We start from the raw sequence: 15,374 nt of genomic DNA on the forward strand, positions 1-15,374 counted from the left end.
TCCTTTCGCCGTTCTCGGATTCGCCGCAGGACCGACCCCAGATGAATCTCGACCAGCCGAAGGTGCCGACCGAAGCCCCGGCGCCGAACAGCCGCAACGGCAACGGCCATATCCCGGAGATGCCGCTGCCGGACGATCCGAAGACGGTGTTCCTCGGGGTCCTCTGCCTCCTCGCCGTGCTCGCCGCGCTGTCGCTCGCCCGCGACATCGTGCTGCCGGTGGTGCTGGCGGTTGTGCTGAAGCTGCTGCTGCAGCCGCTGGTGCGCGTGCTGGAGCGGCTGAGCGTGCCGCGGGCCATCGCGTCGCTGGCGGCGATCGCGGTGCTGCTGCTGATCGTGATCGGCGTCGGCACGCTGCTGACCAGCCCGGCCGCGGAATGGGCCGGCAACCTGCCGAATGAATGGCCGGCGCTGCGGGCGAAGCTCGCCTCTTTGGCCGAACCGCTGCAGACCTTCGTGGCCCGGCTCGAAAACATGGGCGTGCGCTTCGGTGACGCCGGCACGCTGCTGGAGCACCCGACCGATATCGTCACGGCGGTCTTCGCCGGCACCGGCCTGATCGCCTCGCATCTGTTCGCGACGCTGCTGATCCTGTTCTACCTGCTGGTGTTCGGCGAAACCTTCCTGCGCCGCTTCGTCGAGATCCTGCCGACCTTCGTGGAGAAGCGGGAGGCGGTGTCGATCTCGCTGCAGATCGAACGCGACCTGTCCTCCTATCTCCTCACCGTGACCGTGATCAACGCCCTGGTCGGCGTGGCAACGGGGCTGGTGATGTGGGCCTGCGGCATCCCGGCGCCGGTGCTGTGGGGCGCCGTCGCCTTCTGCCTCAACTTCGTGCCGATCCTCGGGCCGATCCTGGGGATCGTGCTGTTCCTGGCGGTCGGGCTGGTGGCCGAGGGACCGGCCTGGATCGCGGCGCTGCCCGGTCTGCTCTATCTCGGCATCCATATTGCCGAGGGCGAATGGATCACCCCGACCGTGCTGGCGCGGCGCTTCACCATCAACCCGGTGGTGGTGATCCTGGCGCTGATCTTCTGGTACTGGATGTGGGGCGTGCCCGGCGCCATCCTGGCGGTGCCGATGCTGGCGATCATCAAGATCGTCTGCGACCGCGTCCGCCCCCTGCGCGCCTTCGGCCATCTGCTGGAGGGGTAGCCCTCAAGATTGGATTCTGACGAGCCCCAGGAGCCTGATATCGTCGTGACATTCGCTGCGACGGATTTCTTGAAATGTTGAGAACGAGCGTTTCGATATTCGGGCTCATCGCTGCCGTCATTTTCTGCGCTTCCCCAGCGGGAGCCCAACAGCTTTGCGAGCAGTCTTTCATCGATTTCGGCCTAGCCGGGGACCGCATCGCCTCCGAACAGCTGGGAGAGTCCATCAAGATCCTGCACGATCGCATGCGGCGGGATCCGATGTATCGGCTCGTGCCCAGGACTCGCGACTATCAGACATTCATCGATGCCACGGGACTGGTGCTGTGGAGCTTCACCACCCCCACCCATCCGGCCTATCCGACCGCGGTCTGCCGCCAGGCATACCGCGACGGCAGCGGCTCCTGGTTCATGACGATGCAGGTCAGCTGCTTCGGCACAACGCCGGATTGCGACCAACTCGTGGAGTATTTCAACCGCCTGAACGCCGCCGCCCGCGACCACCTTCAGAAGCGGTTTCCAGACCCCTAACCCTCCTGGTCCGCCTCCCGCTCCAGCGCCTCCATGTCCTCGTCGGAGAAGCCGAAATGGTGGCCGATCTCGTGGATCAGCACGTGGCGGACGACATGGCCCAGATCCTCGCCGGTCTCGCACCAGTAGTCGAGGATCGGGCGGCGGTAGAGGAAGATCATGTCGGGCCTGGTCGCGATCGCGAAGGTCTTCTGCCCGAAGGGCGTGCCGGTGTAGAGGCCGAGCAGGTCGAACGGGCTTTCCAGACCCATCTCGTCCAGCGTGTCGTCGTCCGGAAAGTCGACGACCTGGATGGCGACGCCACGGACCATGGCGCGCAGCCGCGCCGGGATGCGCTCGAACCCCTCCTCCGCCAGCTCGATCAGATCGTCGATCGACGGCGGGGCAGTGAAGCCCGGTGGCGGTGTCCGGGACGCGCTCATCGCGGGGCCAGCCGCACGGCGCCGTCGAGGCGGATGACCGAGCCGTTCAGCATCTCGTTGGCGGCGATGTGGAGGACGAGCTGGGCGAACTCCTCCGGCCGGCCCAGACGCTGCGGGAACAAGGTGGTGGCGATCAGGCTGTCCTGCACCTGCTGCGGCATGGCCTGGATCATCGGCGTGCCGATCAGCCCCGGCGCCACGGTCATCACCCGGATGCTGCTCTTCGCCAGCTCGCGCGCCGCCGGCAGGGTCAGCCCGACCACCCCGCCCTTGGAGGCGGAATAGGCGACCTGGCCGACCTGGCCCTCATAGGCCGCGACCGAGGCTGTTGCGACGAACAGGCCACGCTCGCCCGAGGCGCTGGCCGTCTCCGGCAGCGGATCCTCCGCCGCCATGGCCGCGGCGGTCAGGCGCAGCAGATGGAAGGTGCCGAGGAGGTTGACCCGGATCACCCGCTCGAACAGCGCCGGGTCGTGCGGCCCGTCGCGGCCGACCAGGCGGGCGCCCGGGGCGATGCCGGCGCAGGCCACGGCGATCCGCGCCGTGCCGTGCGCCGCCCGGGCCTGCTCCAGCGCCGCGGCGACCGACTCGCCGTCGCCGACGTCACAGGCAATGGCGAGGCCGCCGATCTCGCGCGCCACCGCCTCCGCCGCGTCGCGGTTGAGGTCAAAGAGCGCCACCTTCGCCCCGGCCGCGGCCAGGGCCCGGGCGGTCGCCGCCCCCATGCCCGACCCCGCCCCGGTGACCACCGCCGCCAGCCCCTCGACCTTCATGCCGTCCTCCACCCGAATGTCCTATCCCTGGGTAGCAGATCGCCGCGCTGGTTGCACCGGGCCGAACGCCGCTATGATGCGCCTGAACCGCTGAAGGGGAGAATGCGATGCAGTTCCTGGTGATCGCGAAGGACGGCACCGACGCCGAAGCGCCGGCCCGGCGCCTGGCGGTGCGCGAGCAGCATCTGGCCGGCGCCCGCAAGCAGGCGGAGGACGGCGTCATGATCGCCGGCGGTGCGATCCTGGACGACGGGGGCCGAATGGTCGGCTCCGCCGTGATCTACGATCTGCCGGACCGGGCGGCGCTGGACGCGCTCCTCGCCGCCGACCCCTATGTCACCGGCGGGGTGTGGCGCGACATTGAGATCAAGCCGTTCCGGGTGGCGGTGCCATCGAAGGCCTGACCAGCAGCCGGAACGCCGCCAGCGCGCCGAGCGTCGTCAGCAGCACCGCGGCCGCCATCGGCAGCGCGTCGCTGCCGGTGGCATGGCCGATGGCGATGCCGACCAGGGCCGCCAGCGTCATCTGGATGAAGCCCATCAGCGCCGAGGCGGTGCCGGCCATGGTCGGGAACGGGCCGATCGCGCCGGCGATGGCGTTGGGCAGGGTCAGGCCGACGCCGATCATGACCAGGAAGAAGGGCGCGACCACCGCCCAGACGGTGAAGACGCCGGCGCCGGCCAGACCGGCCATGGCCGCGGCGCCGGCCAGCATCACCAGCGTGCCCGCCGCGATCATCCGGTCGATGCCGAGCCGCAGCGTCAGCCGGCCGGAGCCGAAGGTGCCGAGCATGTAGCCGGCGACGACCGCGCCGAAGCAGGCGCCGTAAACCGGCGGCGACAGGCCGAGCATGCCGGAGAGCACGAAGGACGAGCCGGAGATGAAGGTGAAGATCGCGCTGTAGCCGCAGGCGACGATCATGACATAGCCGATATAGCGGCGATGCCGCAGCAGCGCGCCGTAGTTGCGGGCCAGGCGGGTCGGGCTGGTGGCGAGCGGGTCGCGGTGCCGGTTGCTCTCGCCCAGCAGCGCCAGCACCGAGGCCAGCATCAGGGCGCCGAAGCCGACCAGCACCCAGAAATTCGCCCGCCAGCCGAAGGCCTCCTGCAGCACGCCGCCGATAATCGGCCCGATCGCCGGCGCCAGCGCCATGGCCATCGACATATAGGCGAGAATGCGGGCCGCGCGGTCCGGACCGTACAGGTCGCGCACCACGGCGCGGCCCAGCACCGGGCCGCAGCAGGCGCCGAGCGCCTGCAGGAAGCGGCACAGGATCAGCATCTCGATCGAGGTCGCGAGGGCGCAGGCGATGCTGGCCATGGTGAACAGGACGACGCCGGCCAGGATCGCCGGCCGCCGGCCGAAGCGGTCGGAGACCGGGCCGTAGACCAGCTGCGCCACGGCGAAGCCGACCAGGAACACGCTCAGCGTGAGCTGCACCGTGGCTACGTCGCTGCCGAAGGCGGTCACCAGCGCCGGCAGCGATGGCAGGTAGAGATCCGTCGACATCGGCCCGAAGCCGGTCAAGAGCGTCAGGACGACGGCGATGATGGCGGAGGGCCGCATGCCCCCGACGGCCCTGTCAGCCATAGAGATGCAGGTCCTGTCCCTTGGCCTTCAGCCAGGCCCGGCAGCGGTCTGCCTCTGGATGCAGCCGGTCGACCACGGCCCAGAAGCGCGGCGAATGGTTCATTTCGACCAGATGCGCGACCTCGTGCGCGACCACATAGTCCAGCACCGGTTCGGGCGCCAGCAGCAGGCGCCAGGAATAGCTGAGCCGGCCGCTGGAGGCGCAACTGCCCCAGCGGCTGCGGGTGTCGCGCACCGTCACCGCGGTGACAGTGACGCCGAGCTTGAGCGCCATCGCCCGGCTGCGGGCCAGGAGCTGGCGCCGCGCCTCCGCCTTCAGCCAGGCGGCGAGGCGGGCGCCCACATGCTCGGCCGGGCCACCGATCCGCAGCTCGCCGGGCCCGATTCGCACGGTGCGGCCGGCCATGGGGTCATGTATGATTTTATGCAGAGAACCGAGGATCGGGACCTCGGCTCCGGGCAGGAACGATGTCCGGCCCGGCATAGCGGCGCGGCGGCGGCGCACCCAGTCGGCGTGGCGGTTGACGAAATCCGCGATCACCTGCGCCGGCACCCGCGGTGGCGCCACCACGATCACCTCGCCGAGAGCCGGGTCGAGTCGCAGCGAAAGGCGCCGCGCCCGGGCATTGCGGCGCAGCGTCACCGGCCGGTCGAGGCCGGTGACGGCAAGAAGGGCGGGGGGTGCCTTGGTGCGGGTCCGGCTGGGCATGGCCGGACCATAGACGGGCCGAAGCCGGAGGGGAATCGTGCTTGCGATAAATACCATGATTTCAAGTAATTTATTCCACGAATCACTCATGTTGATGGTTAAACATGTTGACTTCGTTCGCGGAGCTGTGAAACCCTCATCCTCGTCGGTTCCGTCCGGGATCGCACCGCGGCAATTTTCCGTGAAGCTTGCGCCGCGTCACCAAACGCTAAGCGCCACGACCGGGTTCGTGGTCTCGAGGAGTCGAAGCCCATGCCTCTCTTCTGCGATCCCAGCGGCCGGCCCTCGGTCCGTTGCCTCTGCCCGGTCGGCTGTCGCGGCCAAGCCTGAGTCTCCCCCTTTCGCCCGTTCCATAACGGCGCCCCGGCCGTCTGATCCGCGCCCCCTGATCGGTATCGATGCGCGACCGGCCCTGAGCGTGCGCCCGCCCGTTCGAGGACAAGTCCGAATGCTCGTCCAGATTCTGCGATGGTCCCTTTTGGCCGGTGCGGCCGCCATCGTCATCGGCAGCCACGCCCGCGCCGAGGAGGCGCTGACCATCGGCTATCAGAGCACGGCGGAGCCGTCGAAGGTGGCCCAGGCGGACGGCCTGTACGAGAAGGCGATCGGCCGCCCGGTCGAATGGCGCAAATTCGACAGCGGCGCCGACGTCGTCGCCGCCATCGCCTCCGGCGCGATCCAGATCGGCTATGTCGGGTCGAGCCCGCTGGCCGCCGCGGCCAGCCGCGAGCTGCCGATCCGCACCATCCTGGTCGCCGCCGAGATCGGCGCCGCCGAGGCGCTGGTGGTGCGCAACGGCGCCGGCATCGGCAAGCCGGCCGACCTGGTCGGCAAGGCGGTCGCCGTGCCCTTCGTCTCGACCACCCATTACAGCCTGCTGGCGGCGCTGAAGCATTGGAGCATCGACCCCGGCTCGGTCCGGATCCTGAACCTGCGGCCGCCGGAGATCGCGGCGGCCTGGCTGCGCGGCGATATCGACGCCGCCTATGTCTGGGCCCCAGCACTGGGCAGGATCAAGGAAAGCGGCAAGGTCCTCGCGACCTCGGCCGAGGTCGCCGCCTGGGGAGCGCCGACCTTCGACGCCTGGATCGCCCGGGCCGACCTGATCGCGGCGCATCCCGAGGCGGTGCAGGCCTTCGTCGACGTGACGCTGCGGGAGCACGCCGCCTATCGCGCCGACCCGCAGGCCTGGGGCGCGGAGTCCGAGGAGGTCGCCAAGATCGCCCGGCTGACCGGGGCGAAGCCGGAGGAGATCCCGGCCCTGCTGCAGGGCAGCGTCTTCCCGGTGAAGGCGGAGCAGGCCGGCCCCGCCCTGCTGGGCGGCGGCACGGCCAAGGCGATCGCGGCCACGGCCGCATTTCTGGAGGAGCAGGGCAAGATTGACCAGGCGCTGGCGGACTACGCGCCTTACATCGACGCCCATTTCGTCGCCGCCACGACGGCGGCGAACTGAACAGGGCGGCAGGAGGACCCATGTCGGTTCTGGCGGTGGAGGCCGTCTCGGTGACCTATCCTTCGGCGGATGGCGACATCCGCGCGCTGGATCGGCTCACCCTCGCGATCGAGCCGGGCGAGTTCGTCGTCGCCCTCGGCCGGTCGGGATGCGGCAAGACCACGCTGCTGAACTTGATGGCGGGCTTCCTGGCGCCGGAGACGGGGGCGGTCACACTCGGCGGCGTTCGTGTGACCGGCCCCGGGGTGGAGCGGGGCGTCGTCTTCCAGGACGACGCCCTGTTCCCCTGGCTCGACGTGCTGGGCAATGTCGGCTTCGCGCTCAGGCTGCGCGGCGTGCCGCCGGCCGAACGCGACGACCGCGCCCGCCGCATCCTGCGGCTGGTCGGCCTCGAAGGTTTCGAGCGGCAGCGGCTGTGGCAGCTGTCGGGCGGCATGCGCCAGCGGGTCGGCCTGGCCCGCGCGCTGGCCGCCGACCCGGAGGTGCTGCTGCTGGACGAGCCGCTCGGCGCGCTCGACGCGCTGACGCGGGAACGGATGCAGGAATTGCTGCTGGACCTGTGGCACCGGACCGGCAAGAGCCTGTTCCTGATCACCCACAGCATCGAGGAGGCGCTGTTCCTGGCGACCCGGCTGATCATGATGTCGCCGCGGCCCGGCCGCATCGTCGAGGAGCTGCGGCTCGATTTCGGCCGCCGCTACTGTACCGGCGAGCCGGCCCGCCGGATCAAATCCGATCCGAGCTTCATCGCCCTGCGCGAGCGGGTGATGGATCTGATCTTTGAGCGCGAGGCGGCCTGACTTGGCGGATCTCGCGCTCCAGAAACCGGCGCCGTCCCCTGCTGCAAGCAAGGGGCCGATCCCGCGGCAGCGGCGCCCCAGGAAACGAATGGGCCGCGGGACGAGGCTGATCAGCCTCGCCACGGCGGCGGGCCTCCTCTTCTCATGGGGGCTCGTCTCCAATCTCGGCCTCGTCCCGCCTCTCTTCCTGCCGACGCCGCAGGCGGTGCTCGGCAAGCTCGTCACCGTCGCCGTCAACGGCTTTGCCGACGCGACCCTTCTGCAGCATCTGGCGGCCAGCCTGGGCCGCGTCTTCGCCGCCCTGGCGCTGGCCATCCTGGTCGCGGTGCCGGTCGGGATCGCCATCGGCGCCAGCCGGGTGGTTCGCGGCGTGCTGGACCCGCTGATCGAGTTTTACCGGCCGATTCCGCCGCTCGCCTATCTGCCGCTGATCGTGATCTGGTTCGGCATCGGCGAGACCTCGAAGGTGCTGGTGATCTTCCTCGCCATCTTCGCCCCGATCGCGATCTCGACCGCGGCCGGCGTGCGCGGGGTGCCGCCCGACCGGCTGCGCGCCGCCCGCGCGCTCGGCGCCACCCGGGCGCAGCTGCTGCGCCACGTCATCCTGCCGAACGCGCTGCCGGAGATCCTGACCGGGGTGCGCATCGGCCTCGGCGTCGGTTGGTCCACCCTGGTGGCGGCCGAGCTGGTCGCCGCCACCAGCGGCCTCGGCTTCATGATCCAGAGCGCGGCCCAGTTCCTGGTCACCGACGTGGTGGTGCTGGGCATCCTGGTGATCGCCGCGATCGCCTTCCTGCTGGAAGTCCTGCTGCGCCTGTTGCAGCGCCGGCTGACGCCCTGGCACGGGCGCGTCTGAGACCCATCCGACACCAACGCAAACAGAGAGGCCCGCCATGCCCGACAGCCTGTCGACTCTCTTCTCGATCCAGCCCCTGAACCCCGCCATCGGCGCCGTGGTGCGCGGCATCGACCTGGCGCAGCCGCTGAGCGATGCCACCATCGCCGCGATCAACCGCGCGCTGCTGCAGCACCATGTGCTGTTCTTCGAAGGCCAGGAGCTGACCCCGGCGGCGCAACGCGACTTCGCCGCCCGCTTCGGCCCGCTGCACGTTCATCCAGTCTACCCGCATGTCGCGGAGGTGCCGGAGATCATCATCCTCGACACCCATCCGGGCAATCAGCCGGACAATGACAACTGGCACACCGACGTCACCTTCATCGAGACCCCGCCCCTCGGCGCGGTGCTGGCGGCGAAGGAGCTGCCGCCCTCCGGCGGCGACACCACCTGGTCCAGCAGCATCGCCGCCTTCGAGGCGCTGTCGCCGCCCTGGCAGAGCTTCCTGACCGGCCTGACCGCGCTGCACGACTTCGCCAGATCCTTCCCGCCGGAGCGGTTCACGGCGCCGGAAGAGCGCGAGCGCTGGCAGATCGCGCGCGACCGGAACCCGCCGGTGATCCACCCGGTGGTGCGCACCCATCCGGTGACCGGCCGCAAGGGCCTGTTCGTCAACGAAGGCTTCACCATCCGGATCACCGGCTTCTCGACCCGGGAGAGCGACACGGTGCTGCGCTTCCTGTTCGAGCATGTCGCCCGGCCGGAATTCACCGTGCGCTGGCGCTGGAAGCCGGGCGACGTCGCCTTCTGGGACAACCGCTGCACCCAGCACTACGCCCTGGCCGACTACCTGCCGCACCGCCGCGTGATGCACCGGGCCACCATCCTGGGCGACCGGCCGGTGTGAGACCGTCTGTAAATGCTACTGGCGCGGCCGTCTGGCGGCGGTTCCTCCGCTTCCGGTGCTCACGGACTTTCACGTCCGCTGCGCTCCGGTTCTCGAAACCACCGCCAGCCGACTCACGCCAGCGCATTTCCAAACGGTCTCCGAGCCTGCCGTCCTATCCCTTCACCGCGCCCTTGGCCAGGCCGGCGACGATGTGGCGCTGGGCCACCAGGAAGAACACGATCGCCGGCGCCAGGGTCAGGGTGACGAAGGCCAGGATCTTGTGCCATTCGGTCGAGTACTCGCCCTGGTAGTTCATGATCCCGAGCGGCCAGGGATACATCTCCGGCGCGTTGAACATGATCAGCGGCAGCATGTAGTTGTTCCAGCTGGCCACGAGAGAGAAGACCGCCACGGTCGCCAGGATCGGGCGCGACAGCGGCAGCGTCACCCGCAGGTAGAACTGGAAGTAGCCGCAGCCATCGACCCGCGCCGCCTCCCACAGCTCGTAGGGCAACTGGCGGAAGAAGCCGCGCAGCATCAGGATCGCCATGCCGAGGCCGAAAGCCACCTGCGGCAGCACCACGCCCCAATAGGTGTCGAGCAGGCCGAGGTCGCGCACCCGGATGAACAGCGGCAGCATCGCCGTCGCGGCCGGGAACATCAGCCCCAGCAGCAGGTAGTTCAGCAGCATGCGGCTGCCGAAGAACACGACATGGGCGAAGATGAAGGCCGCCATCGAGCCGACGATCAGGACCAGGCCGACGGTGAGGGCGGCGATGACGGCGGAGTTGAACAGCATCCGCCACAGCCGCTGCGAGCTCAGGATCTCCCAATAGACCCCGCCGTCCCAGCTGGTCGGCAGGCCGAGCGGGTTGACCCGCAGCTCGCCCAGCGTCTTGAAGCCGCCCAGCGCCGCCGCGACCAGCGGCACCAGCACGAGGCCGGCGACCGCGAGCAGGACCAGGTATTGCGGCAGGACGGAAGGGCGGATCGCAGGCGCGGCCATTCGGAACCTCCTAGTCCCCCCGCATCAGGGTGCGGCGGTAGACGAGCGAGAAGGTGACGCAGATCAGGAACAGCACCACCCCGACGGCGCTGCCGAAGCCGACCTCCATCCGCATCACGCCGAAGGTGAAGAGATAGGTGACCAGTGAATGGGTGGCGTTGGACGGGCCGCCGCGGGTCAGCGACATCACCAGGTCGAACAGCTGCAACGCCCCGACCACGGCGAAGAACACCGACAGGCGGATGGTCGGGAACAGCATCGGGATCTTGATCCGGCGCACGATCTGCCACGGAGAGGCGCCGTCGATCCGGGCCGCGTCGATGATCTCGTGCGGAATGTTCTGGAGGCCGGCGATGTAGATCATCATGTGGAAGCCGAAATACTTCCACACCACCAGCAGCAGCACCGCCGCCATGGCCAGGTCGCGGTCGGCCAGGACGAAGGGCGCCTCGGTGCCGGCGCCGAACCAGCTCCAGATCAGGGCCACGGCGCCGTACCGGCCGTCATAGAGGAACTGCCAGATCAGCCCGGTCGCCACCTCGGCCAGGATGTAGGGCAGGAAGAACACCATGCGGAAGGCCACCCGGCCGCGCAGCTTCTCGGCCAGAAGCAGCGCCATGGCGAGCGCCAGCGGCAGCTGGACCGCCAGCGACACCAGGATGATCAGCCCGGTGTTGGTCAGCGCCGACCAGAAGGTGCGGTTGCGCAGCAGCAGCTCGAAGTTCCGGAGCCCGACGAAGTCCTGCGGGCTGCCATAGCCGTTCCATTTGAACAGGCTGTAGAAGCCGGCCTCGCCCATCGGCAGGATCACGAAGGTCGTGAACAGGACGAGAGCCGGCACCAGCATCAGCACCACCGGCGCCACCCGCGACCGCAGCGCCATTCGGCGCCGCCGGGCAACCGCAGCGCGGTCGAAGGCCGGGGCTGTCGCGGCGACGGTCATCGATGCTCGACCTTCGCGGCCTGCGCCACCCCCTCACCCGAAATCGCTGCGCGATTTCGACCTCTCCCCAAGGAGAGGTGAGGGAGCGGCATCCGGATCCCCTCTCCTCGGGGAGAGGGAGGGGCCCATCGCCGGCACGGCGATGGGAGGGTGAGGGGGCGGCGCTGCCCCGTCTCGCGAAAACCCACCATCGCCTCCAACCAGCTCACCGCATTTCCCAGGCTTCCTGGACCTGGGCGGCCGCGTCTTCGGGATCGGTCGCGCCGGAGGCGATGTCGGTGGTGACGTCGTTCACCACCCGGCCGACATTGGCGCCCAGCATCTGGTCGTAGAACACCTGGAAGTAGCCGGCCTTGGCGATGTTCTCCGCCATCTGCCGGAAATACGGGTTCTTCAGCTTCTCGGCCGTGCCCTTGTTCACCGGGATGTAGAGGCCGAGCTCCGCAGCCTTCTCCTGGTTCTCCTTGTTGGTCAGGAACTTCAGGAAGTCGACCGCTTCCGGCGGCGCCCCCTTGGTCACCAGCCAGCCATTGACGCCGCCGAGCACGTCGGTCGGCTGCCCGGCGCCGCCCTCGACGACCGGGAACGGGATCCAGCCCAGCTCCTCGTCCGGGATGCCCTTGCCCGAGGCGCTGTTCTTCTTGCTGATCAGGTAGTCCCAGTTGCCCATCAGATGCATCGCGGCCTTGCCGTCGCCGAAATAGCCGGAGGCCTGCGGGCTGGTCAGGCTGAGATAGCCGGGCTCGAACGGCTCCAGCGCCGCCAGCTCCTTCAGATGCTCGCCGGCCTTGACGAAGACCGGCCCGTCGAAGCCGTCGCCGGACTGGTCGTAGGCGGCCTGGAACGCCGCCTTGCCGCCGATCCGCATGGCCAGCAGCGTCCAGTAGAAGTGGATCGGCCATTTGTCGGCACCGCCGGTGGCGAGCGGCACGATGCCGGCGGCCTTGATCGTCTTCACCGCGGCCAGCAGGTCGTCCCAGGTTTTGATGTCCTCGACCTTGACCCCGGCCTTGGCGACGAGCGGCTTGTTGAACCAGAGACCGACCTGCGAGGCCAGCACCGGCACGCCCCAGACATGGCCGTCGACGGTAAAGGCCTCGAGCGCGGCCGGGCTGATCCGGTCGGCCCATTCGCCCTTCATGGCGTCGGTCAGGTCCTCGATCACCCCGGCCTTGATCTGGTCGCGCAGCACGCCGCCGCCCCAGCTGTAGATGATGTGCGGCCGGTCGGCGGATTGCAGCGTGGTCGGCAGCTTGGCCTTGTAGGCCTCGTTCTCCAGATACTGCATCTGGATGGTGACGCCGGGATGCGCCGCCTCATAGGCGCGGGCGACGCCCTCCATCCAGGCCACCGTCGCCGGCGCCTGCTCGATGTGCAGCCATTTGACCGTGACCTCGGCCATGGCGGCGCCGGACAGGAGACCGGCGGTGGTGAGGGCCGCGAGGCCCGACAGGATCCTCTTCATGGTCTTCTCCTCCCCGTCCCGCCGCCTTGATCGGCGGCGGGTTGATCCGAACGGGGGACGATCAGCCCCCCGCTGTGCCGGCGCGCCGCGCCGACGTCTCGATGCCGTATTCGAGGCCGATCGCCGCCCGCCAGGCGTCCATCGCCTTCAGGTTGCCGAGGCTGTCGGCCAGGCTCATGAAGGCGGATTCCCTCTCTCCCGCCGCCACGGCGTCGCCCACGGCGTCGGCCTCGAAGGCGTAGAGCCAGCCCGGCTCCTCGATCGTCACCGTCTCGGCCGTGCCGTCGGGGCGGGTGACGACGATGGTGCTGGTGCCGCCCTCCTTGCCGCTGCAGAACCAGGGCGAGGCGACCTCGATCCGCCCCTCGGTGCCGAAGATCCGTACCGTGTTCTCCAGGGCGAGCGAAACCCCGGTCGCCACCTGGGCGACGACGCCGCCGGGAAACTCCAGCACCGCCGCCGTCCATTCGTCGACCCCGCTGCGGCCGAGATGCCCGGCACCCACGATCTTCACCGGATCGAGGAAGGGCTTGCCCGCGGCCGCGCCGGCGACGAGGCGCGCGATCGACACCGGATAGCCGCCGACATCGAGGATGCCGCCGCCCGCGAGGTCGTTGGCGAACAGGCGGTGATCGGGGTTGAACTTGGCGGCGAAGCCGAAGCTGGCCTGGATCATGCGCACCTCGCCGATCGCACCGCCCCGCACCAGCTCCGCCAGCCGCTTGGTCTGCGGATGGGCGCGGTACATGTAGCCTTCGGCCAGGAACACCCCGGCGCGGCGGGCCGCGTCGACCAGCACCGCCGCCTCGCCGGCATTGATGCCCATCGGCTTCTCGCACAGCACATGCTTGCCGGCCGCGGCGGCGCGCACGCCCCAGGCCACATGGGCCGGATGCGGCGTGGCGATGTAGACGGCATCGACCTCGGGGTCGGCCAGCAGCGCCTCGTATCCGGCATGGATCCGGGCGCCGGGGAAGGCGTCCGCCAGGCCCGGCCTGGTCGCATCGCGCGTGCCGATCGCCACCAGCCGCCCGGTGCGCGACCGGGCCACCCCTCCGGCGAAGGCCTGGGCGATCCGCCCCGGCCCGAGAATGCCCCAGCGCAGCTTCGCTTCCGTTCCCATGCTTGTCTTTCCGTGTGTCGAGAGGGTCATCGCCCCTTCACCGCCCCCGTGGTCGGGCCGGCGATGAAGCGGCGCTGCGTCGGGAGGCACATTGCCACCGGCCGGATGGTCATGACCACCGTCGCCGCCGAGGTCAGGTCGCTGCTGCTGATGAAGCGCAGCCTGTCCATGCGTCTTCTCCCTGATCGCCGGGTCCAAGGGGAACAGCGATAATTTTTTCGTTTTACGAATTTATCAGACCGGCTAGGGTGGACCCTGTCAAGGCCGAAAAATCGGATGATTGCCGAGAAATCGAAACAATATGGCTGGGCGGATGGGATGGAAACGCAGAATCGAGACGAGACGAGGCCGCACGGCAGACGATGCATCGGCATCCCGGCCATGGTGCGCCGCACCATAAAATTCGGATCATGACGGAATGACGACCGACCTTTCCCATCGGCGGATCCGGCCATGAAGACCGCCGATCCGGAGTTGATGCGGGCGATCAACCGCTTCCACGTGCTGGACGTGGTGCGGCGCTACGGGCCGATCTCGCGGGTCGAGATCGTGCAGCGCACCGAGCTGGCCCCCGCCACCATCTCCGCCATCACCGGCGGGCTGATCGAGGAGAACCTGATCCTGGCCCGCGCGGTCGAGGGCGTCGGCACCGCCGCGCGCGGCCGGCCGCGGGTGATGCTGGAGCTGAACCGCGAGGCCGCCTATGTCTGCGGCGTCAAGCTGGCGCCGCACCAGATCAGCATCGCCGTCACCGACTACATGGCCGATGTGGTGAAGACGCTGTCGCTGCCGATCCGCGTCGCCCGCCAGGCGCCGGAGGTGGTGGCCGACATCCTGGAGGACGGAATCCGCCGCTGCGTCGCCGACGCCGATCTCGCCCTCGACCGGCTGGGTGGCATCGGCATTGGCCTGCCCGGCTTCATCGACGGCCGCAACGGCATCTGCGTCTGGACCCCGATCCTTGGGGCGCCGGACGTGCCCCTGGCCGGGATGATCCGCGACCGGCTGGGCGTCCGCACCACGGTCGAGAACGACGTCCATCTCGTCACCCTGGCCGAGCACTGGTTCGGCCACGGCCGCGACAGCGACAGCTTCGCCGTGGTGGCGGTCGAGGATTCGGTCGGCCTCGGCCTGTTCCTGAACGGCGACGTGCATCGCGGCGCCGCCGGGATGGGGACGGAGTTCGGCCACACCAAATACGCGCCGGATGACGGGCTGCCCTGCCGCTGCGGCCAGCGTGGCTGCATCGACGCCTATGTCTCCGACCACGGCATCGTCACCCGCGCCCGCGCCCTGCTGGGCGCCGAGGCCGCGGCGGTCACGCCGGACGACCCGCGCGCCATCGGCCGGCTGCGCGAGATGGCGCGGTCCGGTCGGGCCGAGATCCGCGCCCTGTTCGAGGAGGCCGGCGCGATCCTGGGCTTTGCTGTCGGCAACCTGATCACGCTGCACAGTCCGCCCAAGGTGATCGTGGCCGGCAGCGCTATCCAGGCCCGCGACCTGATGGAGCCGGCCCTCCTGGCCGCGATCGAACGGGTCGTGCCGCCCCCGATCCGGCGCGGCACCGAGATCATCCTGCATGAATGGAGCGACGACGCCTGGGCCCGCGGCGCGGCCAGCCTGGTGCTGCGTCAGCTCTACGAAGCGCCCTGGAACGGCCAGGGCATGCCCCGATAGCGGAG

17 protein-coding genes are annotated in these 15,374 nt (G+C 69.5%); 8 read left to right on the plus strand and 9 right to left on the minus strand.

The annotated features are described in order from the left end of the window. Positions 1-41 precede the first annotated feature (41 nt). Positions 42-1,154: an AI-2E family transporter gene (locus KXR53_RS24140; protein ID WP_437377834.1), complete on the plus strand. Its 1,113-nt coding sequence runs from the start codon at positions 42-44 to the stop codon at positions 1,152-1,154. A gap of 74 nt (positions 1,155-1,228) precedes the next feature. After that, positions 1,229-1,684: a hypothetical protein gene (locus tag KXR53_RS24145; RefSeq protein ID WP_437377835.1), complete on the plus strand. Its 456-nt coding sequence runs from the start codon at positions 1,229-1,231 to the stop codon at positions 1,682-1,684. Here the strand turns inward: KXR53_RS24145 and KXR53_RS24150 are convergent. Both KXR53_RS24150 and KXR53_RS24155 read right to left on the minus strand, forming a co-directional pair. Next, positions 1,681-2,106, minus strand: coding sequence for a metallopeptidase family protein (locus tag KXR53_RS24150; RefSeq protein ID WP_437377836.1), 426 nt, complete (start codon positions 2,104-2,106; stop codon positions 1,681-1,683). The two genes, KXR53_RS24145 and KXR53_RS24150, sit on opposite strands and share 4 nt — an antisense overlap. After that, positions 2,103-2,879 carry an SDR family NAD(P)-dependent oxidoreductase gene (locus tag KXR53_RS24155; RefSeq protein ID WP_437377837.1) on the minus strand — a complete coding sequence of 259 codons (777 nt, stop codon included), beginning with the start codon at positions 2,877-2,879 and terminating at the stop codon, positions 2,103-2,105. The genes KXR53_RS24150 and KXR53_RS24155 overlap by 4 nt, the downstream gene beginning before the upstream one ends. A gap of 107 nt (positions 2,880-2,986) precedes the next feature. Here KXR53_RS24155 and KXR53_RS24160 point away from each other — a divergent pair, with 107 nt between their 5' ends. Beyond that, positions 2,987-3,283, plus strand: a complete 297-nt coding sequence (locus KXR53_RS24160) for a YciI family protein (RefSeq protein WP_437377838.1) — start codon at positions 2,987-2,989, stop codon at positions 3,281-3,283. Here KXR53_RS24160 and KXR53_RS24165 read toward each other — a convergent pair. Further along, entirely contained in the window at positions 3,246-4,469 is a 1,224-nt protein-coding gene (locus KXR53_RS24165; RefSeq protein ID WP_437377839.1) for a multidrug effflux MFS transporter, read from the minus strand. The two genes, KXR53_RS24160 and KXR53_RS24165, sit on opposite strands and share 38 nt — an antisense overlap. Next, a complete protein-coding gene (locus KXR53_RS24170; protein WP_437377840.1) occupies positions 4,462-5,178 on the minus strand; it encodes a M48 family metallopeptidase in 717 nt (238 codons plus the stop codon). The genes KXR53_RS24165 and KXR53_RS24170 overlap by 8 nt, the downstream gene beginning before the upstream one ends. 448 nt (positions 5,179-5,626) lie before the next feature. Between KXR53_RS24170 and tauA the strand changes: the two genes are divergently transcribed. From tauA to tauD, 4 genes are read left to right on the plus strand one after another with little or no spacing between them, the layout of a single operon-like run. Continuing rightward, positions 5,627-6,631, plus strand: a complete 1,005-nt coding sequence (gene tauA, locus KXR53_RS24175; protein ID WP_437377841.1) for a taurine ABC transporter substrate-binding protein — start codon at positions 5,627-5,629, stop codon at positions 6,629-6,631. Positions 6,632-6,651: 20 nt separating this feature from the next. Next, positions 6,652-7,431, plus strand: coding sequence for a taurine ABC transporter ATP-binding subunit (gene tauB / locus KXR53_RS24180; RefSeq protein ID WP_437377842.1), 780 nt, complete (start codon positions 6,652-6,654; stop codon positions 7,429-7,431). A 1-nt stretch (position 7,432) separates the two neighbouring features. Then, positions 7,433-8,287 carry a taurine ABC transporter permease TauC gene (gene tauC, locus KXR53_RS24185; protein WP_437377843.1) on the plus strand — a complete coding sequence of 285 codons (855 nt, stop codon included), beginning with the start codon at positions 7,433-7,435 and terminating at the stop codon, positions 8,285-8,287. Between the two features lie 37 nt (positions 8,288-8,324). Further along, positions 8,325-9,173, plus strand: coding sequence for a taurine dioxygenase (gene tauD, locus KXR53_RS24190; RefSeq protein ID WP_437377844.1), 849 nt, complete (start codon positions 8,325-8,327; stop codon positions 9,171-9,173). 154 nt (positions 9,174-9,327) lie between these two features. On the opposite strand, the gene KXR53_RS24195 is transcribed toward tauD, so the two are convergent. From KXR53_RS24195 to KXR53_RS24215, 5 genes are all read right to left on the minus strand, one after another. After that, complete coding sequence (locus KXR53_RS24195) at positions 9,328-10,161, minus strand: carbohydrate ABC transporter permease (protein ID WP_437377845.1); 834 nt, start codon at positions 10,159-10,161, stop codon at positions 9,328-9,330. A 10-nt stretch (positions 10,162-10,171) separates the two neighbouring features. Next, a complete protein-coding gene (locus KXR53_RS24200) occupies positions 10,172-11,104 on the minus strand; it encodes a carbohydrate ABC transporter permease (RefSeq protein ID WP_437377846.1) in 933 nt (310 codons plus the stop codon). A gap of 205 nt (positions 11,105-11,309) precedes the next feature. Next, complete coding sequence (locus KXR53_RS24205; RefSeq protein WP_437377847.1) at positions 11,310-12,569, minus strand: ABC transporter substrate-binding protein; 1,260 nt, start codon at positions 12,567-12,569, stop codon at positions 11,310-11,312. Between the two features lie 61 nt (positions 12,570-12,630). Further along, on the minus strand, positions 12,631-13,692 hold the full coding sequence (locus KXR53_RS24210) for a Gfo/Idh/MocA family protein (RefSeq protein ID WP_437377848.1): 1,062 nt from the start codon (positions 13,690-13,692) through the stop codon (positions 12,631-12,633). Between the two features lie 26 nt (positions 13,693-13,718). After that, a complete protein-coding gene (locus tag KXR53_RS24215) occupies positions 13,719-13,862 on the minus strand; it encodes a hypothetical protein (RefSeq protein WP_437377849.1) in 144 nt (47 codons plus the stop codon). Positions 13,863-14,145: 283 nt separating this feature from the next. Between KXR53_RS24215 and KXR53_RS24220 the strand changes: the two genes are divergently transcribed. Continuing rightward, positions 14,146-15,369 (plus strand): ROK family protein, encoded by a 1,224-nt coding sequence (locus tag KXR53_RS24220; RefSeq protein WP_437377850.1) that lies wholly within the window; start codon positions 14,146-14,148, stop codon positions 15,367-15,369. Positions 15,370-15,374: the final 5 nt, after the last annotated feature.

Origin of the sequence: Inquilinus limosus, from assembly GCF_051487185.1 — a bacterium.
GTDB classification, from domain to species: domain Bacteria; phylum Pseudomonadota; class Alphaproteobacteria; order DSM-16000; family Inquilinaceae; genus Inquilinus; species Inquilinus limosus_F.